At 67.5% G+C, this 20816-nt stretch carries 15 protein-coding genes; 8 read left to right on the top strand and 7 right to left on the bottom strand.

From position 1 onward, the window contains the following. Positions 1–49: 49 nt before the first annotated feature. The 3 genes from ACFPO9_RS09485 to ACFPO9_RS09475 all read right to left on the bottom strand — a co-directional run bounded on the left by ACFPO9_RS09485 (position 50) and on the right by ACFPO9_RS09475 (position 5579). The gene (locus ACFPO9_RS09485; protein WP_379769874.1) at positions 50–2773 is read right to left on the bottom strand and encodes a TonB-dependent receptor plug domain-containing protein; all 2724 of its coding nucleotides are present in this window, start codon (positions 2771–2773) and stop codon (positions 50–52) included. A gap of 179 nt (positions 2774–2952) precedes the next feature. Then, positions 2953–4176 carry a DUF4861 family protein gene (locus ACFPO9_RS09480; RefSeq protein WP_379769872.1) on the bottom strand — a complete coding sequence of 408 codons (1224 nt, stop codon included), beginning with the start codon at positions 4174–4176 and terminating at the stop codon, positions 2953–2955. Beyond that, the gene (locus ACFPO9_RS09475; protein ID WP_379769870.1) at positions 4173–5579 is read right to left on the bottom strand and encodes a glycoside hydrolase family 88/105 protein; all 1407 of its coding nucleotides are present in this window, start codon (positions 5577–5579) and stop codon (positions 4173–4175) included. Before ACFPO9_RS09475 ends, ACFPO9_RS09480 begins: the two co-directional genes overlap by 4 nt. A gap of 179 nt (positions 5580–5758) precedes the next feature. Between ACFPO9_RS09475 and ACFPO9_RS09470 the strand changes: the two genes are divergently transcribed. Next, positions 5759–6730, top strand: a complete 972-nt coding sequence (locus tag ACFPO9_RS09470) for an alpha/beta hydrolase fold domain-containing protein (protein WP_379769868.1) — start codon at positions 5759–5761, stop codon at positions 6728–6730. Positions 6731–6800: 70 nt separating this feature from the next. Here ACFPO9_RS09470 and ACFPO9_RS09465 read toward each other — a convergent pair whose 3' ends face one another. Both ACFPO9_RS09465 and zwf read right to left on the bottom strand, forming a co-directional pair. Further along, complete coding sequence (locus tag ACFPO9_RS09465; RefSeq protein ID WP_379769865.1) at positions 6801–7499, bottom strand: FadR/GntR family transcriptional regulator; 699 nt, start codon at positions 7497–7499, stop codon at positions 6801–6803. 124 nt (positions 7500–7623) lie between these two features. Beyond that, a complete protein-coding gene (zwf, locus tag ACFPO9_RS09460; protein ID WP_379769863.1) occupies positions 7624–9090 on the bottom strand; it encodes a glucose-6-phosphate dehydrogenase in 1467 nt (488 codons plus the stop codon). A 216-nt stretch (positions 9091–9306) separates the two neighbouring features. Here zwf and ACFPO9_RS09455 point away from each other — a divergent pair, with 216 nt between their 5' ends. Continuing rightward, positions 9307–10182 carry a DMT family transporter gene (locus tag ACFPO9_RS09455; protein WP_379769861.1) on the top strand — a complete coding sequence of 292 codons (876 nt, stop codon included), beginning with the start codon at positions 9307–9309 and terminating at the stop codon, positions 10180–10182. A 130-nt stretch (positions 10183–10312) separates the two neighbouring features. Here the strand turns inward: ACFPO9_RS09455 and ACFPO9_RS09450 are convergent, their stop codons facing one another. After that, positions 10313–11314, bottom strand: a complete 1002-nt coding sequence (locus ACFPO9_RS09450; RefSeq protein ID WP_379769859.1) for a response regulator — start codon at positions 11312–11314, stop codon at positions 10313–10315. Positions 11315–11328: 14 nt separating this feature from the next. Further along, positions 11329–12651, bottom strand: coding sequence for a sensor histidine kinase (locus ACFPO9_RS09445; protein WP_379769857.1), 1323 nt, complete (start codon positions 12649–12651; stop codon positions 11329–11331). 217 nt (positions 12652–12868) lie between these two features. Here ACFPO9_RS09445 and cqsA point away from each other — a divergent pair, with 217 nt between their 5' ends. The 6 genes from cqsA to ACFPO9_RS09415 all read left to right on the top strand — a co-directional run bounded on the left by cqsA (position 12869) and on the right by ACFPO9_RS09415 (position 20815). Next, a complete protein-coding gene (cqsA, locus tag ACFPO9_RS09440; RefSeq protein WP_379769855.1) occupies positions 12869–14110 on the top strand; it encodes an alpha-hydroxyketone-type quorum-sensing autoinducer synthase in 1242 nt (413 codons plus the stop codon). Between the two features lie 107 nt (positions 14111–14217). Next, positions 14218–14865, top strand: a complete 648-nt coding sequence (locus tag ACFPO9_RS09435; protein ID WP_379769852.1) for a class I SAM-dependent methyltransferase — start codon at positions 14218–14220, stop codon at positions 14863–14865. Between the two features lie 97 nt (positions 14866–14962). Continuing rightward, entirely contained in the window at positions 14963–15982 is a 1020-nt protein-coding gene (locus tag ACFPO9_RS09430; protein WP_379769851.1) for a DUF2156 domain-containing protein, read from the top strand. Between the two features lie 6 nt (positions 15983–15988). Further along, positions 15989–17527, top strand: coding sequence for a fatty acyl-CoA reductase (locus ACFPO9_RS09425; protein ID WP_379769849.1), 1539 nt, complete (start codon positions 15989–15991; stop codon positions 17525–17527). 70 nt (positions 17528–17597) lie between these two features. After that, entirely contained in the window at positions 17598–18422 is an 825-nt protein-coding gene (locus ACFPO9_RS09420) for a ferritin-like domain-containing protein (protein ID WP_379769846.1), read from the top strand. Further along, a complete protein-coding gene (locus tag ACFPO9_RS09415) occupies positions 18419–20815 on the top strand; it encodes a DNA polymerase II (protein WP_379769844.1) in 2397 nt (798 codons plus the stop codon). Before ACFPO9_RS09420 ends, ACFPO9_RS09415 begins: the two co-directional genes overlap by 4 nt. The last annotated feature ends 1 nt before the right edge of the window (position 20816 follow it).

Raw genomic sequence — 20816 nt, 5'->3', positions numbered from 1 at the left:
CGGCGAGGGAAGTCCGGCCGGCCTGCGTCTTCTACGACAGGACCAGGGCTTACAGGAAGCTGTAAGACACGCGCAGGTTGTACGCGCGGCCGGTCGGGTTCACCGCGCTGCTCAGGTAGCCGCTGCTGTACACCGTATTGTTGGTGACCGGCGGGGCCTTGTCGAGCAGGTTGGTGACGCCGGCTGTGATCTTCACCTGCTTGATGCCGGACCAGGACGCGGTCAGGTTCCACAGCGAGATCGAGGAGATGTCGCGGTAGTACTGCTGGGTGACGGCGGTGTTGGCGTCGCGGTACTTGCTGGCGTAGTTGTTGGTCAGCTGGGCGCCCCAGTCGCCGCCGGTCCACGACAGGCGCAGGTTGTGCTTCCAGCGCGGCGAGATGATCGGGTAGCTGCTGGTGGTGCCGTTGCTGGCCCAGCCGAACTGGCCGACGTTCGACATCCAGGCGCCATCCTTTTCCAGCTGGTTGTCGAAGCGGGTCAGGTAGGTGCCGTCCAGGCCGACCGTGAAGCTGCCGAAGCTGGTGCGCGGCGCGGTCCAGCTGGCGGTGACGTCGACGCCGGCGGCGATCTGGCCGCCCAGGTTCATGGTGCGGTTGTCGATGTAGGCCAGCGAGCCGTCGGCGTTACGCACGAACAGGCTCTGGTACTGCGCGTAGTTGGTGAAGTACACCGACTCCGGCAGGTTGGCCAGCATGTTCTTCATGTTGACCTGCCAGTAGTCGAAGGCCAGGGTGGCGGTGCTGCTCGGCTCGAACACGACGCCCAGGGTGCCGCCTTTCGACTTTTCCGGGACCAGGGCCGCGTTCGAACCGGTCATCTTGTTCAACTTGGCGTTGCAGACGTCGGCCGCGTTGAAGCCGGCGATGGCGGTGCCGGTGCCCGGAATGAGCGGGGTCTTGCTTGGGCACAGGACCGGATCGTCCCAGCGGCCCGAGGTGGTGGTATTCGCGCCCGGCGTGCGGTAGCCGTTGCGGTCGAACAGGGTCGGCGCGCGGAAGCCGGTATTGGCCGAGCCGCGGAACAGCACGGCCTTGGCCGGCTGCCAGCGGAAGCTGATCTTCGGCGTGACGGTGCTGCCGACGTCGCTGTAATGGTCGACGCGGACGGCAGCGTCCAGGTTCAGGGTCCTGGTGACCGGCGCGTCGATCTCGGCGAACAGGCCGCCGATGGTGCGCGCGCTCGCGCCATGGCCGGGAACGATCTTGGCGTAGGTGATGGCTTCGCCTTCCGGCAGCTTGGTGTCTTCGTTGGTGTCGCGGTGGATGTCGGCGCCGATGGCCAGCGCCATGTCGCCGCCGGCCAGGGCCAGCAGCGGACGGCTGATGGTGCCGTCGATGCCGTAATAGGACGACTTGGCGGTGCGGTTCATCATGCCGTCGGCGGAGATCGACTGCAGGTAGGCGGCGCCGTCGGCATCCTGCAGGCCGAAGGGGTTCAGCACGCCGCTGGACAGGCCGTTCAGCAGGCCGAGGCCGTTGTAATAGCCGGATTCGAAGTAGACGCGGCGCTGCGACAGGCCGTAGGACAGGCCGGCCTTGTAGTCCCAGGTGCCGACGCGTCCGTCCGCGGACAGCAGCAGGCGCTGGTTGAGCTGTCGGTCGCGGGTGATGGCGGCGCCGCCGTCGGCCGGCGCCCAGGTCACGGTCAGCGGCTGGTTGGTCAGGCCGGGGTAGGCCGGCACGCCGCCGCTCTTGCCCGGGTACCACTTGCTGGTCGAGGGCAGGATCGCGGTGACCTTGCCGACCGCGGTGGCCTGGGTCGGGTTCTTGGTCGCGAAGATGGTCGCTTCGCCGCGGGTGTATTCGATCGCGACGGTGTTGTCTTCGTTGATCTTCCTGGTCGCCTTGACGTAGGCCGACAGCTGCTTGTTGGCGTGCAGGGCGGTGCCGTAGACGTCGTCGTCCAGCACGCAGGTGTTCTTCGCGCCCTGGATCGAGGCGCCCGGCAGGCAGCCGCTCGCGTAATACGGGTTGGCGGCGCTCTTGTTGATCGAGCTGGTGAAGTTGGCCGGGGTGGCATAGCCGCCGCTGGCGGCGCTGCGCGGCAGGCCGATCGCCGCCATTTCGGCGTCGCCCGGGATGAAGCCGTCGCGGTCGGACAGCAGCAGGCGCGAACGCTGGTGGAAGTCGGCGGTGCCGTAGATGTTCCAGCCGTCGCGCGCCAGGTTGCCCTTGCCGAAGGTGAGGGTGACGCGCTGTTCGTCGCCGCCGCCGCTGCGTTCCGGCTGCACGTACTGCACGGTGGCGGTGCCGCCCTCCACCTCGCGCTTGGTGATGAAGTTGACCACGCCGCCGATCGCGTCGGAGCCGTAGATCGAGGACGCGCCGTCGCGCAGGATCTCGACGCGCGCCAGGGCGCTGATCGGGATGGTGTCGAGGTTGGCGTAGCCGTCGGCGATGGCCTCGTTGGCCAGGCGGCGTCCGTTCAGCAGCACCAGGGTGCGGTTCACGCCCAGGCCGCGCAGGTTGATGTTGGTGCCGGAGCCGGCGTTCGAAGGCTGCAGCGAGACCGACTGCGGCAGCGCCATCATCACGTCGGCCAGGGTGGTCAGGCCCTGCTTCTCGAGCTCCTCGGCCTTGATGGTGGTGACCGGCAGCGCTTCTTCGGCGGCCAGGCGCTTGATGCTGGAGCCGGTCACTTCGACGCGCTGCATCGTGGACTGTGCCGCGGCCTGCTGGCTCAGGGCCAGGATGGCCAGGGTGATCGACGAATGGGCAAAGGTACGGACGAGGGTGCGCGGCGTCGCGCGCGTGGTACGCGGGTATTTCATCAAGCTGTCTCCAGATTTGTTATCGGTGTCGGTCGGACGCCGTCGTTGCCGCGGCGTCTCTGTGCTTCTTGATGCTGCCAAACGAATCTCTTTGGTTGGGCCGATTTCGTTTTGGTTGGACCATTCTAAAGTGGTTCGACCACTTTTAGCAATCGGACAATCCACTTTCGTGAATGTTGTCAATTAACCACGTTCGTGGAAAGCTTCAGCGGATGCGTTGCGCGGGCCGCGGCGGCGGCCACATAGGCCTGCCAGGCATCCTGCGAGACGATCTGCCCGGCCTTGTCCCAGGCGGCGCCGATCCAGTAGCGCAGCGGCTTGCCCGGCTCGACGCTGGCCAGCGCCAGTTCGTTCAGGCCATCGTCGGCGAAGCCCGCGCCGCCCGGCAGCACGACCGCGGTGCCATAGGCGCCATTCGGGCTGGCCTTGAGCGCGACCCACTGCGTCATCCAGTCCATGGCGGGGCTGCGCGCGACCGCGATCCGCGGTTCGTGCTTCTTGTTGGCCGGGGTCTTGTTCAGGCCCACGGCCACCGTCAGCCTGTCCGCGCCGGTGAAATCGAAGCTGCTCTCGACCTGGTCGAGCTGGTGGCCGGCGTCGACCGTGAAGCGCTTCACCTCGGCCACCTTGACGCCGTTCGCATCCCAAGCGTCGTAAGTCAGCTCGAACACGGCGCGCACCGGGCCGTTGGCCAAAACCTTCCAGGATTTCCAGTTGCCGCTCACGTAGAGCTTGCCGCCGGACCAGACGCCGGTGCCGCCGGCGCCGCGGGTCTGGCTGACGTTGTACATGTCCAGGCCTTCGCCCTCGTCCTTGTGGTAGTGGTCGTGACCCTTGTTGTACCAGCGGTCGACGATGGGGTATTCGACCCGCTTGAACCAGATGTCGATGCCGCTGGTCTCCAGCACTTCCTTGGCGCTGCCCGGCGCCGCCGGGGCCGCGAGCGCGGGGCCGTAGATGCGGTGGGCGATGCGGTCGTTCTCCCAGGCGAAGTCGTCGAGCCGCTCCTGCACGTAACGCGCGTAGGCCTTCACCGGGAACACCGGCTCCAGCGTCTCGGTCTTCTCGACGGTGAAGCTGGCGCTCTTCTCGCCGGCGGTGAAGCTGTGCTGGAACAGCAGCTCGCCGTAGGCCACGCCGACATTCTTCGGGTCCTTGGACAGCGGCGCGACGTTCGTCACCTGGTAGGGCAGCGCGTGGCCGGCCGCATCCTTCACCACGATGTGCTGGACCAGCGCGTTGGGCAGGGCGCGGTTCACTTCGGCCCAGGGAATCGCAATCGTTTCGGAGGGCCGGGCGGCGTCGAGGTCGTGGCTGGCCGTGATGGCGAGGCGCTCGGCGGCGCCGGCGGCGACAGGCGCGATCAATGCGGCCAGGAGAAGGAGACGAATCGGTTTGCTCATGGTTTCCTCGGGACGTAGTGGTAGGTGCGCACGCGGTACTGGATGTCGATGGCCGGGTTGTTCAGCAGCCGGATCATCTCGGCGCCGGCCAGCAGGGTCGGGCCGTAGCCGTGCAGGGCGGCCGCGCTGACCGGCCGGTTGTAGTAATAGACCTGGTCGCCGGCGAAGGTGGTGCCGACGCAAGTGCCTTCGACCTGGCCCTGCTCCCCGATACGGGTCGAGAGGCCCGCCCATCCGGCCTGGGCGACCGAGCCATAGGTGACGGGGCTGATCCAGCCTTCGTTGACCGCGTGCGCCAGCACGTAGACGAAGATGGCGCTGGCCGAGGTCTCGAGATAGGCGTCGTTCCGGTCCAGCATCTGGTGCCACAGGCCGCTGCCCGACTGCAGCTGGGCGATCCCGCGCAGGCTTTTCTTCAACTGCGCCAGCACCTGCGGATAGCCGGGGTGGTCCTTCGGCAGCACGTCGAGCAGGTCGGCCATGGACAGCACCGCCCAGCCGTTGGCGCGCGCCCAGTAGAACTGCGGCGCGTCCGGATTGTTGGCGTTCCAGCCGTGGGTATACAGGCCCGTCTGCGGGTTGTACAAATAGCCCGTCATCTGCAGCACGTTCCTGACCGCGTCGTCGTAGTAAGCGCGCTCGCCGGTCATGCGGCCCAGTTCCGCCAGCGCCGGTATGCCCATGTACATGTCGTCGGCCCACAGCGATACCGCTTGCGGGCGCTCGCGCGCCAGGGTGCCGTCGGGCAGGCGGAACTGGCGCTTCGCGACCCAGTCGCCGCAGACCTTGATCTGGGCGCCGAGGTCGGGGCCGACGTGGGCGCGGCGCGCACGCATCATGGCCGCGCACATGGCGCCCGCGTCGTCGAGCGAACGCGGATCGAGGAAGCGCGCGAAGCTGTTGGCGCCGTCGAGGTGGAAGCGCGCTTGCTGGGCGCGGAAGTAGGGCAGGCGATCGGCGAAGAACTGGAAGTGGCGCGCGGTGAGCTCGCTGAAGCGCTGGTCGCCGGTGACCTGGGCCGCCTTCAGCATGCCGGCGTGGACCACGCCCATTTCGTAGACCTGCAGGCCGAAGTCCATCGCCGTGGTCGGGACGACGGCGTCCTGCGCCGGCGTGCTGAAATCGGTGATCTCGGCGCCGCTGCCCTTGTGCACCACGCGGGTCGGAGTCTGCGCATCGAGGAAGCTTCGGATGCGCTGCAGGCTGGCTTCGATCTCGGCCACCACCGGCTTCTTGTAGGGTACGGGATAGCTGCCTTCGGCCGGATCGGTCCTGCTCTTGTTGTCGGGATTGCGGTAGGGGCCGCCGGCCGGGTTGCCTGCATGCGCCGGGGCGCCGAGGACGGCCAGGGCCGCCAGCGCGGACAGCAGCCGCGCGGCGCGTGATGGGTTCGGTGGGGTCACCCTTGTCTCCATGATGTTGGTGCGGCCCGCCGGCTGGTGCCGGGTTTTTGTCTTCGTGGCCGCTTTTTTCTGGTCGGACCATTCTAAGGTGGTCGGGCCACTTGCGCAAGGTGGACTAGCCGCGGATTGCTGCGCCGTGGCATACTCGGGCGACCGATATGGATGGAGACGGGATGAAGATGAGGCGTACTTACGCGGGCCTGGCGGCGGTGCTGCTGCTCGTGTCCGCGGGAACGGCCGCGCAGCCGCCCGCGCCGGAGAGCTACACGGCGGCGACGACCTATAAAAAGCTGGCGCCGGCCTATCCCTTCATCCGCATTGCCGGCAGCGAAGCGCCGGCCTCGGTGCGCGCGCTCACCGGCATCACTTATGTCCAGCGCGGCGGCCACGCGCTGCAGCTGGACTTGTACCTGCCGGCGCAGCCGAAAGCGGGTCCGGTCCCCGGCATCGTGTTCGTGCACGGCGGCGGCTGGCGCGCGGGCGTGCGCGCGAATTTCGCGCCGATGGCGATCCGGATGGCGGAGCGGGGCTATGCGGCGGCGGCCATCAGCTACCGTCTGTCGCCCGAGGCCCTGTATCCTGCCGCGGTGCAGGATGCGCGGGTCGCGGTGCGCTGGATGCGCACGCATGCGGCCGAATATGGCATCGACCCCTCGAAGATCGCGATCGGCGGCGGCTCGGCCGGCGGGCACATCGCGGCGCTGGCCGGCGTGAGCGGGGACGCGGCGCGCTTCGATCCGGACGGCGGGCCGGGGACGGTCTCCAGCGCGGTGCAGGCGATCGTCAACATCGACGGGCTGTCGGATTTCACGTCGGAAGCCGCGCGCCGGTACGAGGACGATCCCGCCAGGCAGCCCTCATCGGCGGGAGCCTGGTTTGGCGGGCGCTATGCTGCGATGCCTGCTCTGTGGCGCGAGGCTTCGCCGCTGTTCTACGTGAATGCGAAGACGCCGCCGGTGCTGTTCATCGGCAGTGCACAGCCACGGTTTTCTTCAGGGCGCGAAGAGATGGTGGCGCGGATGCGTGAGGTGGGTGTGCCGAGCCGGGTAGTGCTGCTGCCCGAGACGCCGCATAGCTTCTGGTTGTTCGAGCCCTGGATAGGGCCGACGGTGGAGGCGACGGTGGCTTTTCTGGATGCGTACCTGAGATAAGCAACGCGGGCCCCCGCCTGCGCGGCCGCGGCCTTGACGCGCACCTGGCCCTGTGTGCGTAGGGGGCTGCTCAGCCCCGCGAGAAGGTCCGCGTCACCCGGTCCAGGTGATTCCGCATCGCCGCCTTCGCCCCCGCCACATCGTGCGAAGCGATCGCGGTGAGGATGTCCCGGTGATCCGGCAAAGTCTGCTGGCGCAGCTCTTCGGTCTGGAAGTGCTCCTTCAGCTTGTGCCACAGGGTGCCGCGCTGGTTCCACAGGTATTCCACCACGCCGGTCAGCGCGCTGTTGCCGGCCGCGCGGGCGATTGCGAGGTGGAAGTTGCGGTCGGCGGATTCGCTGTCGCTGCTGTGCTCGTGGTGCTGTTCCATCTGCTCGACCGCGACCAGGATCGCGTCGATGTGGGCGGCGGTGGCGTTCTTCGCGGCCAGGCCGGCCACCTCGACTTCGATCAGGCGGCGCGCCGCCAGCACTTCGAAGGGGCCGGGACCGGCGGCTGCGCCTTCGCCCTTGGGCGTCGCCTGCTCGCTCACGTAGACCCCGGAACCGCCGCGCACCTCGACCACGCCGCCCAGTTCGAGGGCGATCAAGGCCTCGCGCAGCGAGGTGCGGCTCACGCCCAGCTTGGTCGCGAGGTCGCGCTCGGCCGGCAGGCGTTCGCCCGGCTGGATGTTCTCTTCCCGGATCAGCTCCTCGATGCGCGCGGACACGACCCGGTACAGTCGCGGCTCAGTCGACATGAGCTCGTTCGGCGCGGTTGCTCTCTTCATTGCGGTGGTCGTCCAGGAAAGTTGGTGGCAAATGCCAGATGCGCATCTTAGTTGGCAACTGTTAATGTTGCAAGTGGACTAACCAATGATGCGTGCGGCATGGCCACCTCCGGCCGGTTCAGGCTTATTCGACCCAGTGGAAGCCATCCCGCGCCAGCAGCGCGAACGACTCCGCCGGCCCCCAGGAACCGGCCGCATAGGCGTGCGGCTTTTCGCCCAGCGTGCCCCAGCCTTCGATGATCGGATCGGCCCATTCCCAGGCCGCTTCCAGCTCGTCGCGGCGCATGAAGTGGGTCAGGCGGCCGCGCACGACGTCGATCAGCAGGCGCTCATAGGCTTCGGCGCGGCGCTGCTGGAAGGCCGACTGCAGGTCCAGGTTGAGGGCGACCTGCTGCATCTGCATGCCGCTGCCCGGCTGCTTGGCCATCAGCTGCAGCTTGATCGCTTCTTCCGGCTGCAGTTCGATCACCAGGCGGTTCGCGACCCCGCCCGGCGCATCCGGAAACAAGGGGAAGGGCGGATTGGTGAACTCGACCACGATCTTCGAGGAGCGGCGCGTCATGCGCTTGCCGGTGCGCAGGTAGAAGGGCACCTTGGACCAGCGCCAGGTATCGATGAAGGTGCGCAGGGCCACGAAGGTCTCGGTCTTGCTGTCGGCCGGGACGTTCTTCTCTTCGTGGTAGCCGGGCACTTCCTGGTTGCCGCTGGCGCCGCGCGTGTACTGGCCGCGCACGGTGTCGCGCGCGATGTCGGCCAGGCTGAAGCGGCGCAGCGAGCGCAGCACCTTCAGCTTTTCGTCGCGCACGGCGTCGGCGTTCAGGGACGTCGGCGGTTCCATCGCGACGATGCAGAGCAGCTGCAGCAGGTGGTTCTGCACCATGTCGCGCATCGCGCCGGCGCCATCGTAGAAGCCGGCGCGGCTGCCGACGCCGACTTCCTCGGCCACCGTGATCTGCACGCTCGAGATGTTCGGCGCGCGCCACAGCGGTTCCAGGATCGAGTTCCCGAAGCGCAGCACCATCAGGTTCTGCACGGTCTCCTTGCCGAGGTAGTGGTCGATGCGGTAGATCTGCGATTCCTCGAAGTGCTTGCCGACCGCCTCGTTGATCTCGATGGCGGTCGCGAGGTCGGTGCCGAGCGGCTTTTCCAGCACCACGCGGGCCTTGGCGTCGACCAGGCCGGCCGCGGCCAGCTTCTCGCAGATGGTGGTGAACAGCGAGGGCGCGGTCGACAGGTAGAACACGCGCTGGGCGCCGGCGCGCGAAGCCTGGGCCAGGGCGCCGAAGTCGGGCGCGGCCTGGACGTCGAGGCGCACGTATTCGAGCAGTTGCAGGAAGCCGTCCCAGGTCTTCTCGTTGAAGTTATCAAGCGCGATGAAGTCGCGCGAGTGCTCCTGCACGTAGGCCAGGTAGGCCTGGCGGTCGTAGTCCTGGCGGCCGGTCGAGATGATGCGGGTCGAGCCTGGCAGATTGCCGTGCAGGTAGGCCATGTACAGGGCCGGCAGGAGCTTGCGCATCGCAAGATCGCCCATGCCGCCGAAAATGGTCATGTCGAGGGGAAGGCCGGTATCCGGTTCTGTCGAGAGGGTCATGTCGTGTTCAGTCTAAAAGTTGAAGTAGGCGCTGGGCCGGCAACCCCGATACGGTAGCAGAAGGACAGCGGATGCGCTTGCACTGGCGGCTTTTGGACGGCGGCGCGCATGTCTTGCATTGTTGATTGCATAGCTTACAATCTGGACGCGATTTAGGGAATGGGCAGCTAGCCGGCAAAGGGACGCAGATGCCGTATCACACGATGGAGATCCGCGATGCCGCGCCGCGCCGCCCCTGAGCCGCGGCCCGCCTTCGCCGCCGCCGGCCTGACCGCGGCGGCGATGCTGGCGTTCGCCGCCAACTCGCTGCTGTGCCGGCTGGCGCTGCAGCAGGACCGGATCGACCCGGCTTCCTTCGGCGCGGTGCGGCTGGCGGCCGGCGCGCTGGTGCTGGTCCTCGTCATGCGCCTGCGCCGCCAGTCTCTTGCAGGCGGCGCGGACTGGCGCGCCGCCGTCCAGCTGTTCGCCTATGTCGCGCTGTTCTCCTTTGCCTATGTGTCGCTGCCCGCCGGGACCGGGGCGCTGATCCTGTTCGGCGCGGTGCAGCTGACCATGCTGGGGGCAGGGCTGCTGGGCGGCGAACGCTTCGCGCCGCCGGGCTGGCTGGGCCTGGCCATCTCGGCCGCCGGTCTCGGAGTGCTGCTGCTGCCGGGCGCCGCCGCGCCTTCGCCGGCGGGGGCGGTGCTGATGGCGGGCGCCGGCATGGCCTGGGGCGGCTACTCGCTGCGCGGACGCGGCGCCAGGGACCCGCTGGCCGCCACCGCCGCCAGCTTCATCCGCGCGGCGCCGCTCGGCGTCCTGCTGGCGCTGGTGTTCGCGGGGCGCGCGCATGCGGACGCGCGTGGGCTGGGGCTGGCCGTGGCCTCGGGAGCGCTGACGTCCGGGCTGGGCTATGTGCTGTGGTATGCGGCGCTGCGCCACCTGACTTCGCTGCGGGCGGCCGTGGTGCAGTTGTCGGTGCCGCTGATTGCCGCGTTCGGCGGCGTGGTCCTGCTGGACGAGGCGTTCACCTTGCGGCTGGGCGTGGCGGCGCTGGCGATCCTGGGCGGGATCGGGCTGGTGCTCGGCAGCCGCGCCGCGCGCAAGGGATGAGCGGCTTTTTCGGCGTCTGTCCGCCCATTAATTTGCAACTAACCGACGCGGGGCTTCACGCCAACCCTGCACCCCAGCCACCAGAGCGACGGTCGCGTCTGGTCCACAATCGCCGCCACCCTGGCACCGATCAGGCCGTCCCCGGATAGCGCCGCAAGAACTCGGCAAACGAGTCCACGTGCCCCCCGAGCACATCGGGATCGAGCGCGAACATGGCCCAGTAATAGAGTTCGCGGCCGTGGCAGGTCAGGGCCGGCGAGGAGAAACGGTGCCATTCCTTGTGCCGCACCGGCGAGTACATGCCGTCGCCGTCGCTGAAGTTCGGCACCACGCGGCGCTGCTCGAGCGCCTCCAGCAGCGAAGGCGGCGCGCCGCCGTCGAGGGCGATCTCGTAGTGGGCCTGCATGCCTTGCTCGGTCTCGACGGCCAGCAGCCAGGGGCGGGCGTCGCGGTCGTACATCAGGAAGCCGGGCGGGGTCTTGAACAGGTAGTGCTCGACGATCTTGTGGCGCGCGCCCAGTTCGCGCACCAGGCCGCAGATGGCGGGGTCGTTGACGAAGCTGTAGTCGTGCAGCGCGAGCAGCATGCGCAAGGCTTCCGACTGGGCCAGGAAGTAGCCCTCCTGCAGCTGGGTGAGTTCGGCCTCCAGGCGGTCGAGGGCATGGGCGTCGCTCTTGCGCAGGTAGCGGTCGATCAGGCCGCGATTGAAGGCTTCGATGGCGACCCGTTCGTCGGCGACCCCGGTCAGCAGGATCTTCCGGCACGGCAGCTCGCGCACCGCCTCGCAGAACTCGATCCCGTTCATGCCCGGCATCGAGTAATCGACCACCAGCACCGAGGGCGTCATGAAGCGCTGCGCCTGGTTGCGGATGCCGCAGACCTGCTCGACGTGCAGGGCGATGTTGTAGGGCTGGGGCGAGAAGGTGTAGGTGTCGACGCTGGGCGAGAGCAGGCTGGCCAGCGCTGCCGGCGCGGCGCCGTGCTCGCGCAGCCAGGCGATCGCGGCGCCGGTGTCGGAAAAGCCGATGCTGGGAAATCCGGGGCCGAGCTGGTAGCGCAGGCTATGGATGAAGCTGGGGCTGTCGTCGACGAGGACGGTCATGGTCGGGTGCTGGTAGATCGGAATAGTCATGTAAGCCTCGGTCGTCAGGGGCGCGGTGAGGAAGCCAGTGCGGATGGCGGACCCGCGTTGCGCATCGTCGCGCGGCGCTCCGGCGGGAACTCGAGCGCGAAGACGGTATAGATCTTCTCGCGCGAGCGGCAGCGGATCTTGCCGTGCCAGGCGTGCACGATGTCCTTGCACAGGGCCAGGCCGATGCCCGAGCCGGTGTTCGGCGGCCAGGAGTAAAAGCGCTCGAAGATGTAGGGCAGCTGCCTGGCCGCGATGCCGCAGCCGCTGTCCATCAGCAGCAGGCGCGGGCGCTTCCGGGCGCCGTCGACGATGATGCGCACCTTGCCCTTGCCGGCGCGCGCCACCGCCTTGAGGGCATTGCGCAGGAGGTTGAGCAGCACCACGGCGCCCAACTCCTCGCGGCCGAGGAAGGCGAAGTCCTTGCGCACCACCACGTCCACCAGGCGCCGCTGCTCTTCGTTGGCGAAGGGATAGCGCAGGATCACCGCCTCGACCATTTCCGACATCGACAGCCGCTCGGACGGCGCCAGCTGCTGGCTCATGGCCGACGCCGACAACAGGAACAGGTCGATCATCTGGTTCATGTGGCGTACCTCGAACTGGATGCGCCCCAGCGCTTCCGGCACGCCGGCTTCCTGGCCGGCCTGCGCCCGCCCGATACCGCGCACGTTGGCGGCGATGCTGATCAGCGGTGTGCGCAGCTCGTGCGACACCATCGCCAGCGCCTGCGACATGCCGGACAGCTTCTCGCGCGCGAGCACGCGGCGCCCGACCTTGGTCACCGACACGATCACGATCGTGAAGACGTAGATCGGCATCTGTTCCAGCGCCAGCGGGAAGGCGCTCAACCCGGAGCGCATGGCGTCCGGGTCGCCGACCGCCACGTACAGCACGCAGGCGGCCAGCGCCCCGAGCGCGCAGGAGGCCAGCGCGAACAGCCAGTCGAAGTGGAACAGTGCGATCAGCGCCACCAGCAGCGATTCGCCCCAGACCGCGGAGCCGTGGTTCATCAGGAACATGAAGCTGAAGAAGAAGGGCATCACATAGGTCACGCTGACGAATTCGTAAACCCGCAGCCAATTCCCCTTGATTTTGCGGGGCGCCAACAGTGCAGGCAGACACAGCACAAAACCGATCACACGCAGGTCCAGGCTCTCGAACTTTTGGGGGAACCAGGTTGTCCAGATGAGGTAGTACAAGGGCATGCCGATGCACCCCAGCCAGGCCAGGAAGTGCAGACGCATGACGGAATACGCCTGCTGCTGCTCCTGGCGCAGCAGCCACGCGAGCAGGGCGGGCCGGCTCAGGCGATAACGCGCCACGATCGGCGCGCTCATGCTCGCGACACTCCTGTACAGCAGGCTCTTCACTCGGTAGCTCCCGGTCGTAGACCGTTTGTTTTCAATACTTGTAAATTCGAAATTGATCTCACTCAACCCTTGGGTGAGCTTGACGGAAAACGCTCAGTCCAGATTGATCTCGGTCAATTCTGCGGCGGAGAGACGCGAAGAAGCCTTGTGCAGGGACACAATAAAATTTTTCCCGGAGGAAAACATGTCCACCATTAACACCATCCAGATCAAGCCTCGTCCCACCGCCAGCCTGCAGATGCCGGCCTTCGTCACGCGGCGCATGGACGCCCACCATGTGACCCGCATCGAACAGTTGATGGGGGGCGAGCATGTCCATGTCTGGAAGCGCCAGGGGCCAGGCGCCGTGATGCTTGCTGGCAACGACTACCTCTGCCTGGCGAACGAACCCGCGCTGCTCGACGCCCAGGCCCGCGTCCTGACCGGCGATGGCGGGCAGTCGCTGATGTCCGCCGTCTACCTGCAGTCAGGCAGCCAGCAGCACCGGCTGGAAGAAAAATTCGCCGACTTCCTGGGCGCCCAGGAGACCATCCTGGCCCAATCGGGCTGGGCGGCCAACGTCGGCCTCTTGCAAAGCATTTCGGAGCCGGGCGTGCCGGTCTACCTCGACATCATGGCGCATGCCTCGCTGTGGGATGGCGTGACGCTGGGCGGCGGCAAGGCGGTGCCCTTCCTGCATAACAATATGGAGCACCTGGAGCGGCAGCTGAACAAGCATGGCGCCGGCGTGATCGTGGTCGACGCCCTGTACAGCACCGACGGCAGCCTGGCGCCCCTGCACGCCGTGGTGGCGCTGGCCGAAAAGACCGGCAGCGTGCTGGTGGTCGACGAATCCCATTCGCTGGGCACCCATGGGCCGCGCGGCGCCGGCCTGGTGATCGCGGCCGGGCTCGAGGAGCGCGTGCACTTCCGCACCGCCTCGCTGGCCAAGGCCTTCGCCGGCCGCGCCGGCATCATCACTTGTTCGAGCCGCTTCAAACCCTACTTCCTGTCGGAGTCGCGCCCGGCCATCTTCAGTTCGTGCATGCTGAATCATGAACTGGCCTGGTTCGACGCCGCCATCGATTTCGTCGAGCGCGCCGACGCCCGCCGCGCCGCGCTACGCCGCATCACCGGGGAGGTGCGCACCGGCCTCGGACGGCTCGGTTATTGCGTCGACGAGGGCAGCGAGCAGATCATCGCGCTGGAGGTCGGCACCGAGCCCAGGACCCTGGTGCTGCGCAAGGCGCTGGAGAACCGCGGCATCCAGGGCGCCGTGTTCTGCGCCCCGGCCACGCCCAAGAACCGCGCGCTGGTGCGCCTGACCCTGAACGCCGGCCTGACGAAAGGCGAGATCGCCAAACTGCTGGCCGCCTGCGCCGACATGCGCGAGGAGGTCGACCTCGAGAACTGGACTTCCACGGTGCGCCGGCGCCGGGTGCACTGAGGAGGCTGACTCAGAAAGCCAGAATGTTGGCTCGTAAAGCCAGCGACTAAACCGTGGAGGTTTGACGCTTTCGCTTACTCTTATGAAAAATATAAGGGAGGCATAGCGTGAGAGACAAATACAAGCTGGTAGGGCCGATCTACGACTGGCTGAGCGCCTTCTACAGCGGCAAGTCCATTCACAAGTGCAAGATCGCCATGCTCGACCGCCTGCAGCCCGGCGACAAGGTGCTGTTCGCCGGCGTCGGGCACGGCCGGGATGCCGTGTATGCCGCCCAGCGCGGCGCCGAGGTGACGGTGGTCGACCTGTCCGAGACCATGCTGAAGAAATTCCAGGCCAACCTGGTGAAGGAGGGCGTGGCGCTGAACATCCGCCAGGTCCACAGCGACATCATGAAGGTGGAGGAGGAAGAACGCTACGACATGGTCGTCGCCAACTTCTTCCTCAACGTCTTCCATGAAGACATGATGGTCAGGGTGCTGCAGCACCTGATCCGCCTCGGCAAGCCGGGCGCCCGGGTGGTGGTCGGCGATTTCTCCTTCCCGACCGGGAACGTCCTGAGCCGCCTGGTGAAGACCCTGTACTGGTATGGCGCGGTCGGCTTCTTCTGGCTGTTCGCCGGGAACGCCTTCCACAACATCTACAACTACCCGGAGTGGATGAAAAAGCTGGGACTGCGCATCCACGAGCAGAAGCACTACAAGCTGCTGCTGCTGAACTGTTACTGGTCCGTGCTGGGCGAGAAACCGGCCTGAGGCCGGCTTTTCCGAGTATTCCCGAGCCTGAAGGCCCGCCGACCCGCCGCAAGCCGCGGCCGGACGGCAGGCCGCTTGCAACCCTAGCGGAGACTTCATGACCGACACCGCCATCGCACTCGCGCGGCCGGCCGCCACGCAGGCCGACGCGCTTGCCCACGCCGACCTCGCACGCCGCGTCGCCTGGCTGAAACAGTACGGCAGCCATCCGATGTCCTTTTCGACCATGCAGCCGGACATGGCCTATTTCGAGCTGCCCGGCATCGGCTACATCGCCTACGCCCAGCATTGGGGCATGCAGTTCGCACTGGGCGATCCGGTGTGCGCGCCCGGGCAGCGCGAGGAAATGCTGGACCGCTTCCTCGAGCGCTTCCCGCGCGCCCTGTTCGTCCAGGTCGGCAAGGCGGTGGTGGATCACCTGCACGGCCGCCACGGCTACTACGGCACCCAGTTCGGCAGCGAGGCCAAGATCGGGCTGGCCGACTGGAGCCTGCGCGGCGCGCGCAAGCAGATCATCCGCACCGCCGTCAATGGCGCCCGCGCCCAGGGCATCGAAATCCGCGAGGGCGGCTTCGACCACGACGTCAAGCGCATCTCGGAGGCCTGGATCCGCACCCGGCGCTGCAAGAACAACGAGATCCGTTTCCTGATCCGGCCGATGCTGATCGACTATCGGGAAGGCACGCGCTACTTCTATGCATTCAACTGCAAGGGCGCAGCGGTCGGCTTCATCTTCTTCGACCCCATTTATAAAGACGGCCGCCTGGCGGGCTATGTGCCGAACATCTCGCGTTCCTCCGCCAACTTCCGCCAGGGCCTGTGGTACGCGCTGATGGCGCATGCGCTGGACGTGTTCAGGGAAGAGGGCGTGCCCTACGTCGATCTCGGCCTGGTGCCGCTGCAGACGGATGGCGGGGTCGAGCCACAGGAGTCGCGGCTGCTGCGCGCCACCATGTCGGTGATCCGCGAGCGCATGGATTTCCTGTACAACTTCAAGGGCCTGGAATTCGCCAAGTCGCGCTTCCAGGGCCGCATCGAAAAGACCTATTGCTGCCACCGCAGCGCCATGCCGGCGCTGGCGATGACGGCCATGTTCCGCCTTACTCGAATCATCTGAGCAATCATGACTACTCAACTGAGCGTCACGGCCGCCCTGTCCGGCAAGCGTATCCTGCTGACCGGCGCCACCGGCTTCCTGGCCAAGGTCGTGCTCGAAAAACTGGTCCGCAGCGTGCCCGACATCGAAGCGGTGATCCTGCTGGTCCGCGGCGGAAGGGACGGCGACGCCCATGAACGCTTCCGGCGCCAGGTCGCCACGTCTTCCATCTTCGACACGCTGCGCGCCGAGCGCGGCCCCTGGCTGGAGCGCTTTTTCGCCGAGCGCGTCGAATGCGTGACGGGCGAAGTGACCGAGCCGCATTTCGGCCTGGACCCCGGCGGCTTCCATGCACTGGCGGCGCGCACCGACCTGGTGATCAATGCGGCGGCCAGCGTCAACTTCCGCGAGCCGCTCGACCAGGCCCTGGCCATCAACACCCTCAGCCTGCACCACCTGACGGCGCTGGCGCGCGCGGCCAGTGCGCCGCTGGTGCAGGTTTCGACCTGCTACGTGCACGGCTACCGGCGCGGCGACATCTTCGAGCGACTGGCCGAACCGGCCGGCCGCACGGCCATCCCGCGCCGCAAGAACGGCCAGTACGATATCGAGGCGCTGGTCGCAGGCCTGCAGCGCCGCATCGCCCGCGTGCGCGAGCGGACCCGCGACCGCGAGCGGCTGGAGGCGGCCCTGACCGCGCTCGGCATCCGCGAAGCCAACCGCCACGGCTGGAACGACACCTATACCTTTACCAAGTGGATGGGCGAGCAACTGGCCGTGCAGGGCATGCAGGGCCGCGCCATGAGCATCGTGCGCCCGGCCATCATCGAAAGCACGCTGCAGGGCCCCGTGCCCGGCTGGCTCGAAGGCGTGAAGGTGGCCGACGCGGTGATCCTGGCCTATGCGCGCGGCCGCACCAGCTTCTTCCCGGCGCGGCCGGAAGGCATCATCGACGTGATCCCGGCCGACCTGGTCGCCAACGGCATCCTGATGGCGGCCGCCGAAGCGATCCAGGCGCCGGCCGGGCACCGCATCTACCAGAGCTGCAGCGGTTCGAGCCAGCCGATCCTGGTCGGAGAACTGATCCGCCTGCTGCAGGGCGAGGCGCAGCGAAACTGGCGGCAGTACGACAAGCTGTTCCACAAGGAGCCGAAGCACCGCTTCCGCGTGGTCGGCAATGTCCGCTTCCGGCTGGCGATGGCCGGCGTGGCGCTGGGGGCGATGGCCTGGAGCGGCCTGCGCCGCCTGGCGGGCCGGCCGGGCGAGACGCCCGCCATGGAAAAGCTGCGCACCACGCGCCTGCTGGCGATCACCTTTTCCTTCTACGCCCGGCCGCGCTACCGCTTCCATAACGATGGGCTGCTGGCGCTGGCCCGGCGCTTCGATGATGCGTCGCGCGCGCTGTACCCGGTCGACGCCCGTGCAATCGACTGGGAAGACTACCTGTGCCGGGTGCACATGGCGGGCCTGAACCGCTATGCGCTCAAGCGCAAGGAAGCGCGCGCGGTCCAGCCGCCCGAAGCCGCCGCGCAGGCCGTTCTTCCCCAGCCCGAGGCCGTGCGCTGATTGCAGGCCTCCGAGCGGCCGGTAGTCTGGATTTGGTACACTGCGCCTTTTACGCACCACCTCATTCACGATGTCCGCTCCGCTCGAGCTGCGCGCAGGCGCACTGATCCACCTGCTGCAAACGGACCCGCACACAAAATGCGAGGGCGTCGCGGCCCTGGCGCGGGCGCATGCCGACGGCAGCCTGGCCGCCGATCCCGCCGCCAGCTTCGAACCCGCCGGCGCCATCCCCGGCCGCCCCGGCAAGCCCGAACTGGTGCCGCCGCGCCTGGTCGGGCGCCGCTCCATGGCCACGCCCGAGGGCCGCGCGATGCTGGTCCACGCCCTGGCCCATATCGAATTCAACGCCATCAACCTGGCGCTGGACGCCGTCTGGCGCTTCCCCGGCATGCCGCCGGCCTACTACGCGGACTGGCTGCGGGTGGCGAAGGAAGAGGCGTATCACTTCTCGCTGCTGGACGCGCATCTGGGCACGCTGGGCCACGCCTACGGCGATTTTGCCGGCCACGACAGCCTGTGGGAGATGGTCGAAAAAACCCGCGGCGACATCCTCGCGCGCATGGCTCTGGTGCCGCGCACGCTGGAGGCGCGCGGGCTGGATGCGATCCCGCCGCTGCGCGCCAAGCTGGCCCAGGCCGGCGACCTGGCGGCGGCGGAAATCCTCGACATCATCCTGCGCGACGAAGTCGGCCACGTCGAGATCGGCAACCGCTGGTACCTGGGCCTGTGCCGGGAACGCGGCCTGGAGCCGATCGCCACCTATGAGGCGTTGGCGCTGCACTACAAGGCGCCGGTCCTGAAAGGCCCGTTCAACCTGGAAGCGCGCCGCCGCGCCGGTTTCAGCGAGGCCGAACTGGCGCGCTACCGCGGCGACAGCGTCTCCTTCGCGCCATGAGCGAGCTGGCCGACCCCGACGTTCATCCGCGCGGCTTCCTGCTGACCCGCCATTGGCGCGATCTCGATACCGGCGTCGAGCTGGAGTTCTGGCTCGCCACCGAACACGGTCCGCGCCGCGTGCGCGTGGGCGGCCAGAGTGCGGTGGCCTTCATTCCGGCTGAACAGCGCGAAGCCGTGGAATTCGTGCTGCGCGGCGAGAAGGGCGCCGAATTGCGCGAACTGGGCCTGTCCGATTTCCAGCATCGCCCGGTGCTGGGCCTGTACTGCCGCCAGTACCGCAAGCTGCTGGCGCTCGAGAAGAAGCTGCGCCAGCAGGGCGTGGACGTCTACGAGGCCGACGTGCGCCCGCCCGAGCGCTACCTGATGGAGCGCTTCATCACCGCGCCTGTGCTGTTTGCGGGAACGCCGGACGCCAGGGATACGCAGCTGCTGCTGGACGGCCAGCTGAAACCCGACGGCGACTACCGTCCGGCCATCCGCACGGTCTCGCTGGACATCGAGACCACCTTCCAGGGCGAGCTGCGTTCGATCGCGCTGGAAGGCTGCGGCCAGCGCCAGGTCTACATGCTGGGGCCGCCGAACGGCGACGCCGGCATCGTCGATTTCGACTACGAATACTGCGACACCCGCTTGGCGCTGCTGGACCGGATCGAAGAATGGTTCGTGCGCCACGACCCGGACGCCATCATCGGCTGGAGCGTGATCGGCTTCGACCTGCGCGTGCTGCAGAAGCACGCCGAGCAGATGGGGCGCCCGCTGCGCCTGGGCCGCGACGGCAGTCCGATGGAGTGGCGCGAGCGCGCCGGCGGCGAGTTCTATTTCGGCGGCATCGCCGGCCGCCTGGTCATCGACGGCATCGAGGCGCTGCGCTCGGCCACCTGGAGCTTCCCCTCGTTCAGCCTGGAGTCGGTGTCGCAGACCCTGCTGGGCGAGGGCAAGGAGATCGGCAATCCCTACGACCGCATGGCCGAGATCGACCGCATGTTCGCCGAGGACAAGCCGATGCTGGCCCGTTACAACCTGAAGGATTGCGAGCTGGTCACGCGCATCTTCGAGAAGACCAACCTGATGGCCTTCCTGCTGGAGCGCGCCAGCGTGACGGGCCTCTCGGCCGACCGCAGCGGGGGTTCGGTGGCGGCCTTCGAGCATTCGTACATCCCGCTGATGCACCGCCAGGGCTTCGTCGCGCCGAATATCGGCGACGTCGCGGCCGAGGACAGCCCCGGCGGCTTCGTCATGGATTCGCGCTCCGGCCTCTACGATTCGGTGCTGGTGCTCGACTACAAAAGCCTGTACCCGTCGATTATCCGCACCTTCCTGATCGACCCGGTCGGCCTGGTGGCGGGCCTGGCCGAGCCCGAGGAAGACACGGTGCCGGGCTTCCGCGGCGGCCGCTTCTCGCGCAGCAAACACTGCCTGCCCGGCATCGTCACGCGCGTGTGGGCGGGCAGGGAAGCGGCCAAGCGCGAGAAGAACGCGCCGCTGTCGCAGGCGCTGAAGATCATCATGAACGCCTTCTACGGGGTGCTCGGCACGCCGGCCTGCCGCTTCTTCGACCCGCGCCTGGCCTCGTCGATCACGATGCGCGGCCACCGCATCATGCACCGCACGCGCGAGCTGATCGAGGAGCGCGGCTACCAGGTGATCTACGGCGACACCGACTCGACCTTCGTCTGGCTGGGCAAGCCGCATGCGGACGAGGACGCGCGCCGCATCGGCCGGGAACTGGTGGACCACGTGAACGCCTGGTGGCGCACGACGCTGCGGGACGAACTGGGGCTAGAAAGCGCGCTGGAGCTGGAATACGACGTGCACTTCCGGCGCTTCCTGATGCCGACGGTGCGCGGCTCCGACGAAGGCAGCAAGAAGCGCTACGCCGGCATGGCCACCGGCGCCGACGGCGGCGACGAGATGGTCTACAAGGGCCTGGAAACGGTGCGCACCGACTGGACGCCGCTGGCCCAGGCATTCCAGCAGGGCCTGTACGAGCGCATCTTCAAGGAGCAGCCCTACGAAGACTATGTGCGCGACTATGTGGCGCGCACCCTGAACGGAGAGCTGGAAGGGCAGCTGGTCTACCGCAAGCGGCTACGGCGCGCGCTGGACGAGTACGAAAAGAACGTGCCGCCGCATGTGCGCGCGGCGCGCATTGCCGACGAATACCATGTGCGGCAGGGCCGGCCGCCGCAATACCGGAATCGTGGCTGGATCCGCTATGTCATGACGACTGCCGGCCCCGAACCGCTCGACGTGCGCGAGGCCGGGAGCGGCTCGCCCATCGACTATGAGCACTATTTGAGCAAGCAGCTGGAACCGGTGGCGGATGCGATTTTGCCGTTCGTGGATGACAGTTTTGCGCGTTTGACCAGTCCGCAGGGAGACCTCTTCTGAC

It is taken from the genome of Massilia aerilata (assembly GCF_042656905.1).
Classification (GTDB): Bacteria; Pseudomonadota; Gammaproteobacteria; order Burkholderiales; family Burkholderiaceae_D; genus Telluria; species Telluria aerilata.
The sequence above is the reverse complement of the archived record's forward strand: the minus strand, read 5'-3'. Positions and strand labels throughout refer to the sequence as shown.